The organism is Paraburkholderia silvatlantica, from assembly GCF_003096715.1.
GTDB lineage: Bacteria > Pseudomonadota > Gammaproteobacteria > Burkholderiales > Burkholderiaceae > Paraburkholderia > Paraburkholderia silvatlantica.
In genome coordinates this window covers 69182-88511 of sequence record NZ_QEOL01000002.1, presented here as the reverse complement: position 1 = coordinate 88511, position 19330 = coordinate 69182, and the positions used below count along the sequence as shown (strand labels likewise).

The window sequence follows — 19330 nt, the reverse complement described above, 5'->3', positions numbered from 1 at the left end:
TTATGTGGGAATTCCCGCATTGCGCGCCAGAAAACAGGCCGATCAGCGAGAGATTGCGGCATCCTTCAGGTGCACGGTTCGCCTCCTTGCCTGTCTTTTCGTTTGCCCTTTTTCGTTTGCCATCTTGTCAGCTTCCGCGCGAGTCGCCATGCCGAACATCTGGTCCGCTACGCTAGCCGCCGCCGTGGTGCTCGTCGCCGCGAGCGCCAGCACGCTCGCGCACGCGGACTGTTTCGACGAGGCCGCGCGCTACCAGAAGGTCAATCCGCTGATCCTGCGCGCCATTGCCTGGCAGGAGTCGCACAACCGGCCCGACGCAGTACACAGGAATGCGAACGGTTCGATCGACTACGGCGTCATGCAGATCAATTCCGTGCATCTGCCCGTGCTCTCGCAGTACGGCATTTCGCAAAGCACGCTCATGGAGCCGTGCAAGAACGTCTATATCGCCGCCTGGCATCTGCGCCAGAAGATGAACAAGTACGGCAACACGTGGGCTGCCGTCGGCGCTTACCATTCCGAAACGCCGACGCTGCGCGACCAGTACGCGCAGCAGATCGCCGACATTCTGCGCAAGTGGCATCTCATGCAGTAGCGCGCCCGAGCGCTCACCGCATGCCCTGCGCGGCGCGCGTGCATGGTGCAAAATGCTGGCTGGCGCCGCACCCTTACGAGGATTTCGATCCTTACCCGCAGCGTTCCTTCCGACTCACTTTCTGCACCACAATTGCGATGAACCAGCCGCCACTGCCCGTCACCGTGCTCTCGGGTTTTCTGGGCGCGGGCAAGACCACGCTGCTCAACCATATCCTGTCGAACCGCGCGGGCCTGCGCGTGGCGGTGATCGTCAACGACCTCGCCTCGGTGAACGTCGACGCCGCGCTCGTGCGCGACGCCTCGGCGCTCTCGCGCGTGGAAGAGCGCGTGATCGAAATGTCGAACGGCTGCATTTGCTGCACGCTGCGCGACGATCTGCTCACCGAGATCCAGCGCCTCGCCGACCCGGCCAGCGCCGGCCAGCGCTTCGACGCCATCGTGATCGAATCGACCGGCGTGGCCGAACCCATGCCGATCGCGGAGACCTTCACGTTCGCCGGCGACGATGGCATCGCGCTCGACGAACTCGCGCGTCTCGACACGATGGTCACCGTCGTCGACGCGTTCAACTTCCTGCGCGACTACGCGAGCACGGACCAACTCGCGCAGCGCGGGGCGGCGGCAAGCGAGGAAGACGACCGCGCGATCGTGGAACTGCTCGTCGATCAGGTGGAATTCTGCGACGTGCTCGTGCTCAACAAGGCCGACCTCGTGAGCGACGACGAACTCGCGCGCCTGCAGCACATTCTCGCGCGCATCAATCCGCGCGCGGTGCAGGTGGTCAGCCGCTTCGGCAACGTGCCGCTCGAGGTAGTGATCCAAACCGGCCGCTTCGATTTCGATGCGGCGTCGAGCGCACCGGGCTGGCTCGCGTCGCTGCATGATCATGACCATTGCAATGATCCGGCGCATTGCCACGATCCGGCACATACGCATACGCCGCGCAGCGAAGCCGACGAGTACGGCATCAGCAACTTCGTTTATCGCGCGCGCCGCCCGTTTCATCCCGAGCGCTTCTGGGCCCTGCTCAACCAGGAGTGGAAGGGCGTGCTGCGCTCGAAGGGCTTCTTCTGGCTCGCCACGCGCAACGACGTGACGGGCACGCTCTCGCAGGCGGGCGGCGTGTGCCGTCACGGTCCCGCGGGCACGTGGTGGGCGGCGCTGCCGCGCGAGCAATGGCCGCAGGACGCCGAACTCGAAAAGGAAATCGCCGCCGACTGGCAGGGCGACCTCGACGACCCCAGCGTCGGCGACCGCCGCCAGGAGCTCGTGATGATCGGCGCGAATCTCGACCATGACGCATGGCGCGCGAAGCTCGATGCATGCCTTCTGACCGACGCGGAATATTCGGCAGGCCCCGAAGCCTGGCTGGGCTACGCCGACCCGTTCCCGTCCTGGGAACTCGACGACGACGATCACGATCATGATCATGATCACAGCGATCACGACGAAATCGTCCACCGCCCCGGCTGACCGGACGATGCGCTCAACGAACAACGGCGCCGCAAAAATGCGGCGCCGTTTGCTTGTGTACCTGCGATAGACGAGGCACGCAGAAAAAAACCCGCCAGGGGGCGGGTGTCAACTTAAAGCGGCAATGCCTTAGCGCTTGTTGACGGCGTCCTTGAACGCCTTGCCAGCCGTGAACTTGACGGTCTTGGCAGCGGGAATCTTGATGGTTTCGCCGGTCTTCGGATTGCGGCCCGTACGGGCTGCGCGCTTGCCCGAACCGAAACTGCCGAAGCCGATCAGCTGAACCGCGTCACCCTTCGACACAGCCTTCTTGACCACTTCGAGGAGCGTGTCCAGCGTCTCGCCGGTTTGTGCCTTGCTAGCGCCCGTCTGTGCTGCGACGGCGTCGATCAGTTCCTGTTTATTCATTGAGAAGTTCCTTTCTGTGTTTAGGTTGACACGAACAGCGCGAACGCGCCGATTATACGGACGCGTGCCGCGCCGTCGAGCAGCGACGGACCCGGAGCACCCCGGCGTTTTCGCGTTGCGGCGACTAGCGTGTGTCTGATGCCGCAACGTCCGTGCTGCCGCTTCCCTGGGCGGCGCTTGCTATGATAGCGCAGCGCAAACCCAATAACGACAAGGGTTTCGAAGATTTCGCGCTGGACATGCGGGTTTTTGGGAGCGGGTGGACCTTTTGGGGGTGCCCACCCCCGCAAATCCCCCGCCTGCGACGTTTTTCCCGCCGCACGCGTTGCGCCGCGCCAACGCAGCATGCGCGCAAACGCCGGCCCGGCAAGCGTTTGCGGCGACGCGACCGGCCTTCGCCAGACGCTTTTTCCAGCCTCGCGGCTTGCCCGTTTTCTCCTCACCTCTGGCTTCGCGTTCCTCATGACCGCCATCCTGACACCCGCCACGCTCGTTTTCCGGGAAGACGGCACGCCGTTTTCGCCCATCTATGGCGACATTTACCACAGCACGGGAGGCGCATTCGCACAGGCCCAAGCCGTCTTTCTGAACGGCAACGCGCTGCCGCAGCGCTGGCAGGACCGGCGAATCTTCACCGTCGTCGAAACCGGCTTCGGCATGGGCGTGAACTTTCTTGCCACGTGGTCGGCATGGCGCGACGACCCGGCGCGCTGCGAACGCCTGCATTTCGTTTCGGTGGAAAAACATCCGTTCGCGCGCAACGACCTGCAAAGCGCACTCGACGCAGTCGTTGCGCACACACGCGAAGCGCCGCTCGCGCGCGAACTCGTGAACGCCTGGCCGATGCTCCTGCCGGGCACCCACCGCCTGGAATTCGAGGGCGGGCGCGTCACGCTCACGCTCGTTTTCGGCGATGCGCTCGAGGTCTTTCCCAAAATGTGGATGCGCGCCGATGCGATCTACCTCGACGGCTTCGCCCCGGCGAAGAATCCCGACCTCTGGTCGCCGGCCATTTTCAAGGCGCTTGCGCGCATCGCCGGCAAAGACGCCACCTTCGCGACCTGGAGCAGTTCGGGCGGCGTCAAGCGCGCGCTGGAGCAAAACGGCTTCGAATACCGCAAGGTGCAAGGCTTCAACGGCAAGTGGGCGATGCTGGTCGGACGCTTCGCGCCGCGCTGGCGCGTGCGCCGCTACGAGCCGCCGCTGCCCCTTGCACTGCGCGAGCGGCACGCCGTCGTCGTGGGAGCGGGACTTGCCGGCTGCGCGCTCGTCGAGCGGCTGGCCGTGCGCGGCTGGCGCGTGACGCTCGTCGAACGCAACGCCGCGCCCGCGCTCGAGGCATCGGGCAATCCGGCCGGCGTGTTCCATCCGCTGATTTCCCGCGACGACAGCAGCGCGTCGCGCATCACGCGCGCGGGGTTTCTCTACGCGCTGCAACGCTGGGCCGCGCTCGAAGCCGCCGGCCATGCGCCCAGGCGCTCCCATGCCGGCTTGCTCCATCTCGTCACCGACGACGAGTCGCGCGCCGTCGCCGCCGCCCTGGAATCGTTCGGCTATCCCGAAGCATTCGTGCGCGCCGTCACGCGCGAGCAAGCGCAGGCGCTGGCCGGCGTCGCACTCAACCAGGGCGGGTGGTTCTATCCGCAGGGCGGCGCGATCGACCCGGCAGCGCTCTGCCGTGCCCAATGCGCCTTCGCCGCCGCGCTGCCCGGCGCGCAGGTCGAGACACGTTTCGGTGTGCGTATCGGTCGCATTGCGCGCGCCGGCGAACGGGAATCCGGCGAATGGCAGGTGTTCGACGACGCCGGCCGGCTCGCCGCACAGGCAGCCACGGTGATCTTCGCCAATGCCCAGGACGCCTCGCGGGCCGCCGCGCTCGCGCATGCGCCCACGCGCATCGTGCGCGGCCAGCTCACGCTCGTCGACCCCAGCCCGCTCGCGAACCTGCGCGTGCCCGTGATCGGCGAAGGCTATGCGGTGCCGCTCGACGGCGGCGTCACGCTCGCGGGCGCCACCTACGAAGTCGACGACGCCGACGACGCGCTGCGCGCCGCCGGCCATACCGAAAACATCGAACGCGTCGCGCACATGCTCCCTGAGCTTGCCGCGGCCCAGGGCGAGCGCGATTTCGCGGGCCGCGTAGCGTTCCGCTGCGTCACCAGCGACCGCATGCCGATGCTCGGCCCGCTCGCCGACGAAGACGCCGCCCGCCGCGACGCCCAGCGGCTGGCTGGCGCCTGGCCGCTCGACCTGCCGCGCGCGAGCGGCCTTTACGGCGCGTATGCGTTTGGCTCGCGCGGGCTCGTATGGGCGGGGCTGGGGGCGGAACTGATCGCGTCCCAGCTGGAAGGCGAGCCGTGGCCGCTCGAGCGGGAACTCGCCGACCAGCTGGATCCGGCGCGCTTCCTGCAGCGCGCCTTGCGCCAGCGCAGTCTTTGAGCGCGGCAGACGGAAAAAGAGCCAGCCGGGTTATCCACACCAATCTGTGGACAACCGCGCGAATTGCCGGCGAATCGAGTGTGGATGCGGTGTGGACGTAAACGGGGTAACTCAGCACGCCCCGTTCCAGGCCCAAAAGTTACTCCTCGAAGTGCGCATGGACCGCACATGCTTTGCGCGCGGTTGTGCGAGCGCCAACTCGCGGATTCCTCTCGGTAAACTCCGGTTATCCACAGGAAATCCAGGCCCTTGTTAACTTCTACTACGTATACATACGGTAAACCGTAAACCCCAAGCTGGCGCCATCGCTGCCGGCAAGCACGATCCAGCCAGAGTTTGAATCCCCTGACGAAAGCGGCCTGCCGACGCGGTCACTTTTTCCGCATACGTCGTCAAAAGCGCACAATGAGGACGTTATTACCGTCTTTGTCGATGCTTTCGAGGAGCTGGGGGCAATTGCAAAAAAGCTATGGCACAATCGCCGTTCTTTCCGCGTCGAACGCCGCATCAGACGGCCGACGTATCCAAGGAACGGTTGCCCCTCGTCCTGAATCTGAGTGCTCAGGGTAGACGGCAGCGTTCGTTCATCCAACGCGGGCGCAGCCACCACACGCAAAGCGCCCGTACCGGCTGTTCGCCGCACCGTCGTGTGCCGGCGCACTGCTTAGCCGCAGCGTTTTGCCGCACTGTTTGCCCGCACTCGCCGCAGCAAGCGCCTGGTCGCGCCGGCTCGCCCAATCGTCATACCGTCGGGCCAGCCGGCTGCATGGATTGTTGCGCAGAGCAGGCAGACAACGGACGGGGAGTAGAGGTGTCGTTCGCCTCGTGCGGCACATGGCTTGCCTGTTAGCCAGTCGTATGTCGATCTAACGTCGGACAGCCGGATTCGATCCCACGCAAGATGTCGTTGCCAAGGAGAAGCCACCACGATGAAGTCGGCGTTTTCGTTTTTTCCCGCCTGGCCGTTGCAGCTCGACGGTATTTTCTGGGCCGGGCTCGCGCTGCTCGCCGCCGGTTTGTGCGGCGAGCTTTGTTATCGGGCCTGGCGCTTGCCGCGGATTTCGGGCTATGGGGTGATCGGGCTCATTGCCGGATCGGCCGGGTTCGGCGTGATCGACGCCGATGTCGGCACGGCCGCGCGGCCGCTGCTCGACGTCGCGCTCGGCCTGCTGCTGTTCGAACTGGGCAGCCGCCTCGACCTGCGCTGGATCCGCCGCAATCCCTGGCTCATCCTTTCGAGTCTTGCCGAGTCCTCGCTCACCTTCGTGCTCGTGCTCGCGGTGCTGCTGTTCCTCTCCGTGCCGACGATGATCGCGCTCGTCGTGTCCGCGATCGCCATGGCGACGTCGCCTGCCATGGTGATCCAGCTCAAGACCGAGCTGCGCGCAGAAGGCCAGGTCACGCAGCGCCTGCTGACGCTCACGGCGCTCAACAGCATGTATGCGGTGATCGTGGAGAAGCTCGCCTCGACCTGGCTGCATCAGGAAATGTACGGCAACGTGTTCGCGACGATCCTGCAGCCGCTTTATCTGCTGATCGGCTCGCTGATTCTCGCGTTCGTGCTCGCCCGGGCGTGCACGCTGTTTTACCGTCGGCTGAGCCCGCAGGACGAGCATTCGTTCGTCGCGCTCTTCGGCCTCGTGCTGCTGGCGATTGCGATTGCGCACCTGCTCAGGCTCTCGACCATCCTGAGCCTGCTTGCCGCGGGCATCATCGTGAAGAATCTGGAGCCGCGCCCGCAGCTGTGGCCGCAGCATTTCGGCACGGCCGGATGGCTGCTCACGGTGATTCTGTTCGTGCTCACGCTCACCACCTTCGAGTGGCACGACATTCTCGTGGGCGGCGCGGCGGCGGCGGGGCTGATCGTCTCCAGGCTCGTGGCCAAGCTCGTCGGCGTGCTGATGTTCGCCAAACCGAGCGGGCTGCACTGGAAGCAGGGTGTGGCGCTCGGTCTCGCCTTGACGCCCATGTCGGCGCTTGCGCTGTTGCTCGTCGAGGACACCTACGAGCTTTACCCGACGTTCGATCCGCGCCTGCGCGCGATCATTCTGTGCTCGATCGTCGTGCTGCAGCTCTTCGGACCCTGGGTGGTCTATCGCGCGCTTGCGCTCGTCGGCGAACGCGGCGAAAAATGAATCTCGCGTCGCGCGCGGCCGGCGGTTCGCGCGCGACGCCCCGACAGGAAACGCCATGTCCCTTGAAACGTTTGTCGATTCGAAGCCGTTCACGTTCGGCGTCGAACTCGAAATGCAGATCGTCAACACGCACGACTACGATTTGACCAAGGCGGGTAGCGACCTCATGCGCCTCGTCAAAGATCAGGAGATTCCGGGCAACATCACGCCCGAAATCACCGAAAGCATGATCGAACTCTCCACCGGTATCTGCACGAATCACGAGCAGGCCGTGGCCGATCTGCGCAAGATTCGCGACGTGCTCGTCGCTGCGGCCGATCGTCTCAACGTCGGTCTGTGCGGCGGCGGCACGCACGCGTTCCAGCAATGGAGCGACCGGCGCATCGTCGATACGCCGCGCTTTCAGTATCTGTCCGAGCTGTACGGCTACCTGGCGAAGCAATTCACGGTGTTCGGCCAGCACGTGCATATCGGCTGCCCGGACGCGGACAGCGCGCTCTTCCTGCTGCACTCGCTTTCGCGCTTCATCCCGCATTTCATCGCGCTCTCGGCGTCGTCGCCCTATGTGCAGGGCGTGGACACCGGATTTCATTCGGCACGACTGAATTCCGTGTTCGCGTTTCCGCTGTCTGGCCGTGCGCCGTTCGTGCTGAGCTGGGAGGAGTTCAAGGAATACTTCTCGAAGATGGTGCACACGGGCGTTGTCAACAGCATGAAAGACTTCTACTGGGACATCCGCCCGAAACCCGGCTTCGGCACGATCGAGGTGCGCGTGATGGACACGCCGCTTTCGGTCGAGCGCGCCGCCGCGATCGCCTGCTACATCCAGACGCTCGCGCGCCATCTGCTTACCGATCGGCCGATCGCGCCGCTCGAGGACGACTACCTCGTGTACACGTTCAACCGCTTCCAGGCGTGCCGCTTCGGCCTCGCCGGCACTTGCGTGAATCCGCAAACGGGCGAGCGCCGCACGATTTCCGAAGACATTCTCGAAACGCTCGACCGGATCGCGCCGCACGGCGAGGTGCTCGGCTCGACGCGCGCGCTCACCGAAATCGGCACGATCGCCCGGGCGCAGAACAACGACGCGGCGTGGCTGCGCAGCGTCGTGGCCGAGGAAAAATCGCTGCACGAAGCGGTGCGGCAGCAGTGCCTGCGCTGGCGCGCCTGACGGGGAATCGCAGGGGGAGCCGGCGGACGCACAGGACCACTGACCGATTTTCGCGGGGTGCCAGAGGTGTCGGAAGCGCGCGCCCGCGCCGGCAAAAGAGGATGCAGGGGCAGCTTTCGGGCTGCCCTTGGTGTTTTCGGGGGCAGGACAACGAGCTAAAAGCGGCCCCTGTGGGTTCCGCACGCCACTTTTTTCGAGGTGGCCAAAAATTTTTTTGCTGGCTTCGAGGTACCTGGGGGTTCTTATTTTTTGACCTGGGTCCCGACATGGTCCATATTCATGGACACATGGCCCTGCACCGTTGTGGGTAACCTTCGTTTTCCCTGCAAACTCAATGGACTACGTAATGATTGGTTAGGCACGATCGGGCAGATTCCAGTTGCGTTCGAGACAGAAATCCGCGATAACCTGCATGGGTCGCGGGGCGACGAAGGCGAGCGGGCAGGAACCTGTACACAAGGCAAAAGCCCGCTTATCAACGGGTTATCCACAATTCGCGTTGGATAAGTTAGCTGTGCGATTTGCCGCTCTCGCATAGAATGTCGGTTTGCTGCACTGGCGCCGGGACTTGAAGGATGTTTCCGGGGCCTGCGGCAAGAAACATGACAGTGCAACGCATACGATTGCGTGGGCGTTGCAGGAATTTTTAAGATGGTGCGGCGCTCGGGGAACCGGGCGCCAGCGTTCCCACAGGCCGTCGGTCAAAGCGGCGGCTGACGATGCAGCGCAAGCTGCCAATAACCAGCGAAAGACTATGAGCGAAGGCGTATACGGAGAGCAGGCAGCCGGGCGGGTGACCCATAGCCTGCTGCGACTTAGCACGGCAATGCGGAGCCAGGCGTGGGACTGGGCCGAAGGGGCAGGACTCACGCCTACCCAGGGCGAAATTCTCGTGCTGCTGATGCAGCGTAAGGGGCCGATGCGCCTCGGCGAGATCGCGCGCGAAACGGCCCTCACGGCCGCGACCACGAGCGATGCGGTGAGCACGCTCGAAACCAAGGGGCTGGTCGAAAAGCGCCGTGCGCTCGACGACGGCCGCGCACTTGCGGTGCGTCTCACCTCGCGCGGCCGCACGGCGGCGAAAAAGGCCTCGCAGTGGCCCGACTTCCTGTCGAAGGCGGTCGGCACGCTGAAGGCGGACGAGCAGTCCACGCTGTATCGCACGCTGCTCAAGACGGTTTATCTGCTCGAATCGCAGGAAACCAGCCCGCAACACCGCATGTGCCTGACCTGCTCGCATTTCGAGCCGAGCAAGAACCCGAAGAAGACGCCGCATCACTGCCAGCTTCTGAACATCGACATGGCTGACACGGATCTGCGTCTCGACTGCTCGGTCTACGAACAGGCCGACGTGACGACCCAGAAGAAGAACTGGAAGATCTTCGCGGTTTAAGGCCGAAGCTGCGCCGCCGCCCCCATGCGGGCGGTGCGCGCCATGCATGTAATGCGCCGTAATGCAAAGCTTCGCTCTGTCGATGGCGTGCCGACTTTGCGCGCCTGACCTTGCGTGCCTGACTTTGCGTGCAGCAGACGCGGGCGTGGCAATTTGTGTAGTTCTCGCAAGTATTGGCCAGAAGTTTATTGCTACGACCGTAGGCGCAGACATTCGCCCGCGCCGTGAAAAAGCGGTGACGTGCATGCCGCCCACAGCCGACCCGGGAATTTGCCGATGAATCGCGAAGTATTGGCTGTGCGCCATGTCTATTTCGAGGACCTCGGCAGCTTCGAGCGCGTGCTCGGCGACCGTGGCCGCCCCGTGCGCTACGTCGACGTCGGCTTCGCCCGTGTCGGCGCGCTCAATCCCTTGTCGGCGTCGCTCATGGTCGTGCTCGGCGGCCCGATCAACGCGTGCGACGATGCGCGCTACCCCACACTCGTTCCCCTTGCTGCGATGATCGAAAAGCGCATCGCGGCGGGTCTGCCTACGCTCGGCATCTGCCTCGGCGCGCAACTGATTGCGCGCGTGCTCGGTGCCCGCGTGTATGCGGGACCCCAGCCCGAGATCGGCTGGACGCCGCTCACGCTCACGGACGCCGGCCGCGCCTCGCCACTGCGGCACCTCGACGGCGCGGCGACCTCCATGCTGCACTGGCATGGCGATACCTTCGATCTGCCGCAGGGGGCGACGCGTCTCGCTTCCACGCCGCCCTGCGAGAACCAGGCGTTTTCATGGGGCGAGCACGTGCTCGGCCTGCAGTGCCATCCCGAAGTGCGCGCCGACCGCTTCGAGCCCTGGCTGATCGGTCATGCCGCCGAAATCGCCAGCGCGGGTGTGGACGTGAACGCGCTGCGCAACGACACGGCGCGCCACGGGCCGCAGCTCGAAGCGCAGGCGAGCCGCATGTTCGGCGAATGGCTCGATGCCGTCGACGCACAGATGGCCGCGCGCCAACCCTGACCCGCGCCTGAACCCGGCTTGATTTACCTCGCGCGGGCGCGTGTTGCGCAGGCGTCCTGTTCCTTGTCGAACGCGTGAATAAAGCGCGTGCTATTCTCGGACGCTTCTGCCAACCGTCCGTGGACCTCCCATGAGCAAGCTCTTCACTCCGCTCGAACTGCGTGGCGTGACGCTTCCCAATCGCATCGTCGTTTCGCCGATGTGCCAGTATTCCGCCGAGCGCGGCGAAGCCAATGACTGGCACATGATCCATCTCGGCCACCTGGCGCTTTCGGGCGCGGCGATGCTCTGCATCGAAGCGACGGCCGTCGAGCCCGACGGCCGTATCACGCCGGGCTGCCTCGGCCTGTGGGACGACGCGACCGAAGCCGCGCTCGCGCCCGTGATCGCCGCCATCCGCCGCCATTCGCCTATCCGCGTCGCCATGCAGATTTCGCACGCGGGGCGCAAGGCGTCGAGTCATGTGCCCTGGGAAGGCGGCCAGCTGATTTCGGTGGCCGACGGCGGGTGGGTGACGCACGCGCCTTCGGCGCTCGCGCACAAGGAGGGCGAGGCGCCGCCGCTCGCGCTCGACGTCGCGGGTCTGAATCGAGTGCGCGATGCGTTCGTGGCCACGGCGCGGCGCGCTGCGCGTCTTGGCATCGACGCCCTCGAAATCCACGCGGCGCACGGCTATTTGCTGCATCAATTTCTCTCGCCGATCGCGAACCAGCGCAGCGACGAGTACGGCGGCTCGCGCGAAAACCGCATGCGCTTTCCGCTCGAAGTGTTCGACGCCGTACGCGCCGAATTTCCCGCCGATCGCCCGATCGGCGTACGCGTTTCGGCAACGGACTGGGTTAACGGCGGCTGGACGCTTGACGACACCGTGGTCTTCGCGCAGGCGCTCAAGGCGCGCGGCGCAGACTGGATCGACGTGTCGTCGGGCGGCGTGTCGCCGCTGCAAAAGATCCCGCTCGAACCCGGCTATCAAGTGCCGTTCGCGCGCAAGGTGAAGGCCGAAACCGGCATGACGACGATTGCGGTGGGCCTCATCACCGACGCCTTGCAGGCCAACCAGATCGTCGAAGACGGCGAAGCCGACATGATCGCGATGGCGCGCGCAATGCTCTACGATCCGCGCTGGCCGTGGCACGCCGCGGCGCAACTCGGCGCGAGCGTGAGCGCGCCGCCGCAATACTGGCGTTCGCAACCGCGCGAGTTGAAGAAGCTGTTCGGCGAGACGACGCTCGGCCAGCGCTGAAATACGCGGCGCGGTGCGATTTTTCGCGGCGCATATGGGTTGAACGAAAGAGGCGCGAGCGTGTACGATGCCGTCTGTGGCGCGCCGGGCGTCGCATGAGCGGCGCCCAATCCGCCCAATCCGCACAATCCGCCCAATCGGGCGCCGCGTTTGCGTACGGAGCGCGACGCGCCGGGAAGCGCGGTTTGATGCAAGGGCCGATGCAAGGCCAGGCAGACCGCCAGGCACGGCTTCATGAGAGAGCCGCAGGCGGCGCGCGGGAGGACGTGTTCCACGCCGCCTGTCATGACCGGGACAGTCTCCCCCAGTACTTCACAAGGATTCATTCAATGAGTGAACGCAGGATCGTCGTGCGCCAGTCGGGCGTGCACGGCAAGGGCGTGTTTGCGGCGGTCCCCATTGCGACCGGCGAACGACTGATCGAATACAAGGGCGAGCGCATCTCCTGGAAGGAAGCGCTGCGGCGTCATCCGCATAATCCTGACGAACCGAATCACACGTTCTATTTCGCACTCGACGACGGCGACGTGATCGACGGCAAGGTAAAGGGCAACAGCGCGCGCTGGATCAACCATTCGTGCGCGCCGAACTGCGAAGCCGAGGAAATCGAAGGACACGTCTACATTCACGCGCTGCGCGATATCGCCGAGGGCGAGGAGCTCTTCTACGACTACGGCCTCGTGATCGACGCGAAGCAGACGAAGAAGCTCAAGCGCGAATACGAATGCCGTTGCGGCGCCCGCAAGTGCCGCGGCACGATGCTCGCGCCGCCCGACGGCGACAAGTCTGCGAAGGGCGCGAAAGCGTCAAAAAGCAGGAGCAAAAAGAAGAAGTAAGCGGCGCGACGCGCATTGCCAGGTATCAAGCACAAGGGCCGCATGAGCGGCCCTTGTCGTTTTCCTGGCACCCGCAGCGTCAGAGGTCGACGCTCGCCTGATGGGTCGGTTTCTTCTCGCGAGGCGGCTCGCCGGCGTCGGCCGTACGCAAATGTGCGGTCTCGAAGGCGGCGGTCTCCTTGCTGTCCTTGCGGTCTTTGGGGGCCTTGCCGCCGGGCGCGCCGCGATGCGCGAGCGGCACGCGCACGATGAAACGTGCGCCGCCTTCCGGCGCATCTTCGTAATGCACGCTGCCGCGATGCAGCGCCATGATGTCGTGCACGATTGCAAGGCCCAGGCCCGCGCCGCTGTCCACGCCGCTTTCGCTCTGACCGTCGCCGCGGAAGAAGCGCTTGAAGAGATCCGCCTGCTGCGAAGCGGGCACGCCGCCGCCGTTGTCTTCCACGACGATCTCGGCCATCGGCACGCCTTCCGCGCAGGACTGCGAAACGGTGACGGTGATGCGCGCACCTTCGACTCGCGCGGGCGGCAAATATTTGAGCGCGTTGTCGAGCAGATTCGCGACGACCTCGTGCAGCAGCACGGGGTTGCCGCGCACCATCAACGGCGTGTCGTTTTCGGGATCGTCGAGGCGCTGGAAGCCGAGGTCGACGTGGCCCGCCAGTGCCCGCGGCACCCACTCGGCGCCTGTCTCGAAGGCGAGCGCGGCCATGTCGATATCGACGAAGCGCGCGGCCTGCTCACCCGGTTCCGCGCGCGCGAGCGAGAGCAACTGATTGGACAGACGCACCGCGCGATCCGCGGCCGCGCGCAACTCGCGCACCGCGTCGTTGACCTTCTGCGGCTCGCGCGCGTTCACGGCCTGCTCGGCGTGCAGCTTTACTGCAGTGAGCGGCGTACGGAGCTGGTGGGCAGCGTCGGCGATGAACTTGCGCTGCGCGTCGAGCGCGGTCTTCAGGCGGCCGAGCAGCGCGTTCAGCGCGCCCGTGAGCGGACGGATCTCGACCGGCACGTAGGTCTCGTCGACGGGTTCGAGCGACGTGTGCGTCTGGCGGTTGAGCGAGTCGGCGAGCGCGGTGAGCGGGTTGAGCTGCTGGTTGACCACGCGCCACACAATGACCCAGCCGGCGAGCAGCAGGAGCAGCAACGGCATCATGATCGCGACGAGAAATTCGGCCGCGATGCGAAAACGGTGATGCACAGGCTGACCGACTTCCACGACGATGGGATTGCCATGCGCCTGCGGCACGCGTACCTGGGCGACGCGCACGGTCACGCCCTGATAGATCGTTTCGAACACGTACGCGTAGTGCATGCGGCGCACGTTGGTGCCCTGTAGTGGCAGGTTGTGGTCGCCCGCGATTTCCGTTTCGCCGTTGCTGATGCGATAGACGAGGTGCTCGACAGGGTCGGAAAACATCGCCTGCGCGAGCGGCGGAACGGTATTGGGGGCGTCGTCGCCGGCGATCTGGATCTGGCGGGATATGGCGGTGGCGAGGTCGGCGAGCGAGCGGTCGACCACGTGCTGCGTGTACTGCCAGGCGAGCCAATAGGCGATCAGGCCGCTCATCAGCGCGAGCAGCGAGAGCGGGGCGGCGAGGCGCCGTAGCAGCGTGCGCCGCAGGCTCGTTGCGGCAGGTGAGGACATGATGGCTTCGGGGCGAATGACGAATCGTGGGTGCGGCGGCTTGCGCTGCGCAGGACCGATCCATTGTACGCGGGCCGCGGGCGCGGCGGCTGAAGTGCCGGTGACACGCCAAAGCCGGCGCCCTCAAGCGCAAACGGCGGCGGAGTGCTCCGCCGCCGCTGACTGGCTCAGAAAACGGGGCGGATCAGGCCGCCTGGCGGATTTCCTGCAGCAGGTAGCCGAAGCCGCGCACCGTGACGATCTCGACACGGCAGTTCTCGAGCTTCTTGCGCACGCGGTGCACGTAGACTTCGATCGCGGTGTCGCCGAGGTCGCCGCCGAAGTGCGTGAGGTGGTCCTGCAGTTGCGCCTTGCTCACCACGCGGCCATGGCGCAGCAGCAGCATTTCGAGGACGGCGAATTCGCGCGGCGAGAGTTCGAGCGGCTTGTCGTCGTTGAAGATGCGGCGATCGACGCCCGACAGGCGCACGCCGCCGAGCGACACTTCGGGGCGCGGGACGTCGCCGTGCGGGCCGCTGCGGCGCATCACGGCGCGAATGCGCGCTTCGAGCTCGGCCGGTTCGAACGGCTTGAGCATGTAGTCGTCGGCGCCGGAATTCAGGCCCTGGACGCGGTCATTCAGTTCGTCGCGGGCAGTGAGCACGATGACGGGCGTATGCCGGTTGCTTTGACGAAAGCGCGAAAGCAGCGTCATGCCGTCGATGCCCGGCAGCCCCAGATCGAGGATCACGAGCTCATGGCGATTTTGCGTGAGGGCCTGTTCGGCGAAAATGCCGTCGTGGACCATGTCGACCGTGAAGCCGGCTTGTTCGAGGCTGGACTGGATACCGCGTGCGATAGGGCGGTCGTCTTCGATCAGAAGGAGTCGCATGGAATTCGCTCAAGTACAATGGGTTTTAGCGTTCAGGCACGCAGTTCGCGAAGCGTCGCTTGCTGGCCTCGTGGCACAGCCCGACGGTTGCGCGATCACGATCCACATGTCCGATATTTCGATCACCGAACTCGAAGCCGCGATCAACTTCTGGCGCAACCGCTCGCCATCGATTGGCGATGAACTCGCGTTGTGCCAGGAGGCAAGTGCGCTCTCCAAGCCTTATGCGCTGCTGATTGTACAGCGTCAGAACGCGATATCACCGGAACGTTTAGACCCGATTGCCCGCGCTGCCTGGGAGTCTTACGTATCCATCAAGAATAGCCTTCAAAGCTGAAGGTTTGAAGGTCCGGCACCCTGCATTATGCTTTCGCGACGCGCTGTGCGCGCAGCGTGCCCATGCCTGGTACCGCCGCTTATGCGCTGAGCGGCCCCGGCGCGATCGAATCGATGAAGCGCGCAAGTTCGATGTCGCGCGAGGTGAGACCGTCGGCTTCGTGAGTGGAAAGCGTGATTTCCACACGGTTGTACACGTTGAACCACTCGGGGTGATGATTCATTTCCTGCGCCTTGATGGCGACGCGCGTCATGAAGCCGAACGCTTCGTTGAAGTCGGCGAAGCGGAAATGGCGCTGGATCGCATCGCGGCCGGCGACGGCCTGCCAGCCGCGCAGGTCGGCGAGTTGCGATGCGCGTTCTTCGGATGTGAGTCGGTTGATCATCGTTGCACCTGTATTGAACTTGAGGCCGGGCTTGCGCCGTGAGCCGATCAGCCATTTTTTCACGTATGAGGCACGCGTGCGAGCGCCCGCATCAAGGAACGCGCGCGTGCTGCGGCGCAATGCCCGCGTGCCGTTCAGACGTCGCCGTCGTCGAGCCAGCCCTCGCCCGTGCCGCGCGTGATGATCGTGTCGCTGTGCAGCACGCTGCCCGCCGTGTGAGGCGGCGCCGCGATGAGCGCCGCCGGATCGGCCAGGCGCGAAGCGATGCCCGCGCCCAGCGCTTCGAAAAGCTGGGCGAACGAGTCGATCACGAAGTAGGTCTTCTGGAACGTGTCGATGCGATAGCGCGTGCGCAGCACGCGGTCGAGGTCGAAGGCGAGCCGGTTGGGCGCTGCGCTCTCCATGCTGTGCAGCGTCTCGCCCTTGCTCGAGACAATGCCGGCGCCGTAGATCTTCACGCCGTCGGGGGCGTTCGCATCGCGCATCAAGCCGAACTCCACCGTGTACCAGTAGAGCCGCGCGAGCAACGGCAATGCGCGTTCCTCGACGGCGAGCGCGGCGCGGCCATAAGCCTGAATCGCATCGGCGAAAGTGGGGTCGGTGAGCAGCGGGACATGGCCAAACAGGTCGTGAAAACAGTCGGGTTCCTCCAGATAGTCGAGCTGGTCGGGACGGCGCATCCACCAGGTGACCGGAAAGCGCCGGTTCGCAAGGTGTTCGAAGAAAATGCGCTCGGGTACGAGGCCCGGCACGGCCACGATGCGCCAGCCGGTTGCGCTCATCAGGCACTCGCTCACCTGTGCGAAGGACGGAACGTGGGAGACATTCAGGCCGATGCGCGATGCACCCTCCAGGAAGGCATCACAGGCGCGGCCTTCGAGCAGGGCGCGCTGGCGCCGGTAGAGCTGGTCCCAGACGGCGTGATCGGCCCCGCCGTAGCGTTCGAACGGTTGGTCGATCGTGAAATCGGCACGGGTGGCGAGACCCGCGTCGAACTGCTCCTGCAGTTTCGCGGTGGCGGCGGCCATGTTCGTAACGCTCCACTAAAAAGACTTGCTGTCATGCAAGTCTAGAGCGGCAGGCGTGCGGCATGTGCGCGTACTCCATAGATTACGCCATGCATATGCAATAATTGAGCGCAATATCGTCAATCAATGCGGATTTCATTCATGCTTGAACTCGACCATTTCGATCTGGCGTTGCTCGACGTGCTGCAGCGCTTTGGCCGCGCCACGCATCAGCAGCTTGGCGAGCAGGTGCCGCTCTCACCTTCGCAGATCGGCAGGCGGCTGCAGCGCCTCGAGGCGTCAGGTGTGATCGACGGCTATCGCGTGGTGCTGCGGCCCGAAAAACTCGGGCTGGGCGTGACGGCGTTCACGAGCCTCAAGCTCAAGCATCATGGGGATTCGATCATCGAGCAGTTCCAGCAGCAGATCGACGTGCTGCCCGAAGTGCTCGAATGCCATGCCGTGGTGGGCGATGCCGATTATTTGCTGCGCATCGTCGCGCCCGATCTGAACGCGCTCTCCACCTTCGTCATGAAGAAGCTCATGCGCGTGCCCGGCGTGGACAGCGTGCGCTCGAACATCGTGCTCACCACGTTCAAGCGCAACGGGCCGCTGCCGCTCGGGCATCTGGAGCCGGGCGCGCCGGCGGCATGAGTGGCATGGGCGGGGTGAGCGGCATGGCGCAGCGGGCCGCAAGGCCGCGCCTCGCCGGCCGCGCCTCGCCGACGACAGATATCAGGCCGGGTTGGCCGTATTGAGCAGATCCACGTAAGCCACGGCGACGAGATCGCTTTCGTCCACGCCGAGCTTCGCGAACACCGCGTGCGCTTCGGCTTCGCCGCCTTGCTCGTCGTCCTCGGGGCCGAGCACCACTTCCAGCTCGACGAAGTCGCCGAGACCATCCACGCGGTCCAGGTGGATGCGCGTGCGGCCTGCCAGATACACGTGGCGTTCCTTGGAGACGATGCCGCGCGTGGTGAGCGCCGTGGCGAGCAGCGAGTGCATGGCTTCGGCATTGGTGACCGGGCTGCGCGTGTAGTACGAGGCCTTCGGGCCGTCGCGGTCGTCGCGCTGGTAGAAGATCAGCTCGGGCGGCGTGCCGTCGTCGAACTGGCGCAGCTTCAGGCGGCCGCGCGGTACGTCGTAGAAGAAGTCCTGCTGGCGAAAGATCAGCGGCGCCTCGGTGGCGAGCTGGGAAGCACGGTCGCGCAGGGTGTCGAATTGACGGGCGCGGGCTTTGATTTCGATGTTGCGGGCCATGCAAGGCTCCTGTCGAACGAAGAGAACAAGGGGAACGATGGGAGAGGCTGGAAACGCGCCGCGCAGGGTGAACACACCGAAGGGCGTGGCGAAAACGCGGAGCGAATGCCCAATCTATCAAAACTTGTGTGACCGCGCTGTTACGCGGCCGGGCCTGCGCTTACGTCAGACATGAACGGCGCACGCGCGTCTTCATGAGCGCGGCTCATATCGCCCACTGCGTTTCGATCGACTTGAGCGCCGCCGCGATGGTGGGCTCGTCGCGCCGCGCGGCAAGCGTGATGAAGGTGAGTTCCGTGGGCACCGTCACGCCTTCGACGATGGTGAGCCCGTGCGCGTGCGCTTCGGCGAGGGCCGTGGAATCGCGTGCGAGCGTGAGGCCCACGCCCGACTTCACGAGATCGAGCATCGACGGCTCCTGGTCCACTTCGGCCACCTTCACGGGCCTCGCGTGCGCGGCCTCGAACAGCGTGGTGAGCAGGCGGTTGTGCGCGGAGGCGGGCGGTGTCCAGATCCACGGCAGCGCGGCGAGTGCGCGCCAGTCGTGCACATCCTTCACGCGGTCTTTCCAGCCCGCGGGCGCGAGCACGCGGTACTGAAAGCGCGTGAGCGCGATGGCGTGGAAGCTGTCGGGGTCCGGCGTGGGCTGGCCGATGTAGTAGCCCACATCGAGTTCGCGCGAGCGCACCTGGTCGAGCACCCAGCCCGACATGCCATGGCGCAGCGCCGTTTCGATCTGCGGCCAGGTTTCGACGAGCTGGCGCAGGAAGCCGCCGAGGCGCAGGAACGCCGGATCGAGAATCGTCCCGATGCGCAAGCGTCCGCGTACTTCGTGCCGCAGCGCAGCAGCGGCGCGCTGCACGTCGCCGGCGGCGGCGAGCGCGCGTTCGGCGTGCGGCAGCAGCGCCTGGCCGTCGCGCGTGAGCGCGAGGCCGTGCGAGGTGCGCGTGAAGAGCGCCACGCCAAGCGCTTCCTGCAAATGCTTGATCTGCAGGCTCACGGCCGGCTGCGTGAGATGCAGATGGGTGGCCGCGCGCGTGAGATTGCCCTCGCGTGCGACCGTGACGAACGCGCGGAGCAAGGTCAGGTCCATATTCTGATATTAAACCGCCTTATATCGCT

18 protein-coding genes are annotated in these 19330 nt (G+C 65.2%); 11 read left to right on the top strand and 7 right to left on the bottom strand.

What is annotated here, in order from left to right:
* The first annotated feature begins 148 nt into the window (after positions 1 to 148).
* Positions 149 to 595: a lytic transglycosylase domain-containing protein gene (locus tag C7411_RS02690; protein ID WP_110383244.1), complete on the top strand. Its 447-nt coding sequence runs from the start codon at positions 149 to 151 to the stop codon at positions 593 to 595.
* A 137-nt stretch (positions 596 to 732) separates the two neighbouring features.
* The gene (locus C7411_RS02685; protein WP_110383317.1) at positions 733 to 2070 is read left to right on the top strand and encodes a GTP-binding protein; all 1338 of its coding nucleotides are present in this window, start codon (positions 733 to 735) and stop codon (positions 2068 to 2070) included.
* A 129-nt stretch (positions 2071 to 2199) separates the two neighbouring features.
* Here C7411_RS02685 and C7411_RS02680 read toward each other — a convergent pair whose 3' ends face one another.
* Complete coding sequence (locus C7411_RS02680) at positions 2200 to 2478, bottom strand: HU family DNA-binding protein (RefSeq protein WP_027815965.1); 279 nt, start codon at positions 2476 to 2478, stop codon at positions 2200 to 2202.
* Positions 2479 to 2940: 462 nt separating this feature from the next.
* On the opposite strand from C7411_RS02680, the gene mnmC reads away from it, so the two are divergent.
* From mnmC to C7411_RS02645, 7 genes are all read left to right on the top strand, one after another.
* Positions 2941 to 4917, top strand: coding sequence for a bifunctional tRNA (5-methylaminomethyl-2-thiouridine)(34)-methyltransferase MnmC2/FAD-dependent 5-carboxymethylaminomethyl-2-thiouridine(34) oxidoreductase MnmC1 (gene mnmC, locus C7411_RS02675; RefSeq protein ID WP_110383318.1), 1977 nt, complete (start codon positions 2941 to 2943; stop codon positions 4915 to 4917).
* 929 nt (positions 4918 to 5846) lie between these two features.
* Positions 5847 to 7052: a cation:proton antiporter gene (locus C7411_RS02670; RefSeq protein ID WP_110383245.1), complete on the top strand. Its 1206-nt coding sequence runs from the start codon at positions 5847 to 5849 to the stop codon at positions 7050 to 7052.
* 55 nt (positions 7053 to 7107) lie between these two features.
* Entirely contained in the window at positions 7108 to 8223 is a 1116-nt protein-coding gene (locus tag C7411_RS02665) for a YbdK family carboxylate-amine ligase (protein ID WP_110383246.1), read from the top strand.
* A 754-nt stretch (positions 8224 to 8977) separates the two neighbouring features.
* Positions 8978 to 9616, top strand: a complete 639-nt coding sequence (locus C7411_RS02660; protein WP_042266031.1) for a MarR family winged helix-turn-helix transcriptional regulator — start codon at positions 8978 to 8980, stop codon at positions 9614 to 9616.
* Between the two features lie 276 nt (positions 9617 to 9892).
* Positions 9893 to 10621, top strand: coding sequence for a glutamine amidotransferase (locus C7411_RS02655; protein WP_110383247.1), 729 nt, complete (start codon positions 9893 to 9895; stop codon positions 10619 to 10621).
* Positions 10622 to 10751: 130 nt separating this feature from the next.
* The gene (locus C7411_RS02650; protein ID WP_110383248.1) at positions 10752 to 11864 is read left to right on the top strand and encodes an NADH:flavin oxidoreductase/NADH oxidase; all 1113 of its coding nucleotides are present in this window, start codon (positions 10752 to 10754) and stop codon (positions 11862 to 11864) included.
* Positions 11865 to 12193: 329 nt separating this feature from the next.
* On the top strand, positions 12194 to 12700 hold the full coding sequence (locus tag C7411_RS02645; protein WP_110383249.1) for an SET domain-containing protein: 507 nt from the start codon (positions 12194 to 12196) through the stop codon (positions 12698 to 12700).
* Between the two features lie 79 nt (positions 12701 to 12779).
* Here the strand turns inward: C7411_RS02645 and C7411_RS02640 are convergent, their stop codons facing one another.
* Together C7411_RS02640 and C7411_RS02635 are read right to left on the bottom strand one after the other, a co-directional pair.
* A complete protein-coding gene (locus C7411_RS02640) occupies positions 12780 to 14348 on the bottom strand; it encodes a sensor histidine kinase (protein WP_110383250.1) in 1569 nt (522 codons plus the stop codon).
* A 184-nt stretch (positions 14349 to 14532) separates the two neighbouring features.
* Positions 14533 to 15219: a response regulator transcription factor gene (locus C7411_RS02635; protein ID WP_027815974.1), complete on the bottom strand. Its 687-nt coding sequence runs from the start codon at positions 15217 to 15219 to the stop codon at positions 14533 to 14535.
* Positions 15220 to 15325: 106 nt separating this feature from the next.
* Between C7411_RS02635 and C7411_RS02630 the strand changes: the two genes are divergently transcribed.
* On the top strand, positions 15326 to 15556 hold the full coding sequence (locus C7411_RS02630; RefSeq protein WP_028203283.1) for a DUF3717 domain-containing protein: 231 nt from the start codon (positions 15326 to 15328) through the stop codon (positions 15554 to 15556).
* A 79-nt stretch (positions 15557 to 15635) separates the two neighbouring features.
* On the opposite strand, the gene C7411_RS02625 is transcribed toward C7411_RS02630, so the two are convergent.
* A complete protein-coding gene (locus tag C7411_RS02625; RefSeq protein WP_258365411.1) occupies positions 15636 to 15989 on the bottom strand; it encodes a 4a-hydroxytetrahydrobiopterin dehydratase in 354 nt (117 codons plus the stop codon).
* 86 nt (positions 15990 to 16075) lie between these two features.
* The gene (phhA, locus tag C7411_RS02620) at positions 16076 to 16969 is read right to left on the bottom strand and encodes a phenylalanine 4-monooxygenase (protein ID WP_110383251.1); all 894 of its coding nucleotides are present in this window, start codon (positions 16967 to 16969) and stop codon (positions 16076 to 16078) included.
* 141 nt (positions 16970 to 17110) lie between these two features.
* On the opposite strand from phhA, the gene C7411_RS02615 reads away from it, so the two are divergent.
* Positions 17111 to 17602, top strand: coding sequence for an Lrp/AsnC family transcriptional regulator (locus tag C7411_RS02615; protein WP_028203286.1), 492 nt, complete (start codon positions 17111 to 17113; stop codon positions 17600 to 17602).
* An 81-nt stretch (positions 17603 to 17683) separates the two neighbouring features.
* Here C7411_RS02615 and C7411_RS02610 read toward each other — a convergent pair whose 3' ends face one another.
* Entirely contained in the window at positions 17684 to 18208 is a 525-nt protein-coding gene (locus C7411_RS02610) for a class IV adenylate cyclase (protein WP_110383252.1), read from the bottom strand.
* A 205-nt stretch (positions 18209 to 18413) separates the two neighbouring features.
* Entirely contained in the window at positions 18414 to 19301 is an 888-nt protein-coding gene (locus tag C7411_RS02605) for a LysR family transcriptional regulator (RefSeq protein WP_110383253.1), read from the bottom strand.
* Positions 19302 to 19330 lie beyond the last annotated feature (29 nt).

What these genes read in the sequence shown, in the direction of transcription:
- C7411_RS02690 (WP_110383244.1), top strand. Translation starts at nt 149, where the DNA reads ATGCCGAACATCTGGTCCGCTACGCTAGCCGCCGCCGTGGTGCTCGTC.
- C7411_RS02685 (WP_110383317.1), top strand. Translation starts at nt 733, where the DNA reads ATGAACCAGCCGCCACTGCCCGTCACCGTGCTCTCGGGTTTTCTGGGC.
- C7411_RS02680 (WP_027815965.1), bottom strand. Translation starts at nt 2,478, where the DNA reads ATGAATAAACAGGAACTGATCGACGCCGTCGCAGCACAGACGGGCGCT.
- mnmC (WP_110383318.1), top strand. Translation starts at nt 2,941, where the DNA reads ATGACCGCCATCCTGACACCCGCCACGCTCGTTTTCCGGGAAGACGGC.
- C7411_RS02670 (WP_110383245.1), top strand. Translation starts at nt 5,847, where the DNA reads ATGAAGTCGGCGTTTTCGTTTTTTCCCGCCTGGCCGTTGCAGCTCGAC.
- C7411_RS02665 (WP_110383246.1), top strand. Translation starts at nt 7,108, where the DNA reads ATGTCCCTTGAAACGTTTGTCGATTCGAAGCCGTTCACGTTCGGCGTC.
- C7411_RS02660 (WP_042266031.1), top strand. Translation starts at nt 8,978, where the DNA reads ATGAGCGAAGGCGTATACGGAGAGCAGGCAGCCGGGCGGGTGACCCAT.
- C7411_RS02655 (WP_110383247.1), top strand. Translation starts at nt 9,893, where the DNA reads ATGAATCGCGAAGTATTGGCTGTGCGCCATGTCTATTTCGAGGACCTC.
- C7411_RS02650 (WP_110383248.1), top strand. Translation starts at nt 10,752, where the DNA reads ATGAGCAAGCTCTTCACTCCGCTCGAACTGCGTGGCGTGACGCTTCCC.
- C7411_RS02645 (WP_110383249.1), top strand. Translation starts at nt 12,194, where the DNA reads ATGAGTGAACGCAGGATCGTCGTGCGCCAGTCGGGCGTGCACGGCAAG.
- C7411_RS02640 (WP_110383250.1), bottom strand. Translation starts at nt 14,348, where the DNA reads ATGTCCTCACCTGCCGCAACGAGCCTGCGGCGCACGCTGCTACGGCGC.
- C7411_RS02635 (WP_027815974.1), bottom strand. Translation starts at nt 15,219, where the DNA reads ATGCGACTCCTTCTGATCGAAGACGACCGCCCTATCGCACGCGGTATC.
- C7411_RS02630 (WP_028203283.1), top strand. Translation starts at nt 15,326, where the DNA reads ATGTCCGATATTTCGATCACCGAACTCGAAGCCGCGATCAACTTCTGG.
- phhA (WP_110383251.1), bottom strand. Translation starts at nt 16,969, where the DNA reads ATGGCCGCCGCCACCGCGAAACTGCAGGAGCAGTTCGACGCGGGTCTC.
- C7411_RS02615 (WP_028203286.1), top strand. Translation starts at nt 17,111, where the DNA reads ATGCTTGAACTCGACCATTTCGATCTGGCGTTGCTCGACGTGCTGCAG.
- C7411_RS02610 (WP_110383252.1), bottom strand. Translation starts at nt 18,208, where the DNA reads ATGGCCCGCAACATCGAAATCAAAGCCCGCGCCCGTCAATTCGACACC.
- C7411_RS02605 (WP_110383253.1), bottom strand. Translation starts at nt 19,301, where the DNA reads ATGGACCTGACCTTGCTCCGCGCGTTCGTCACGGTCGCACGCGAGGGC.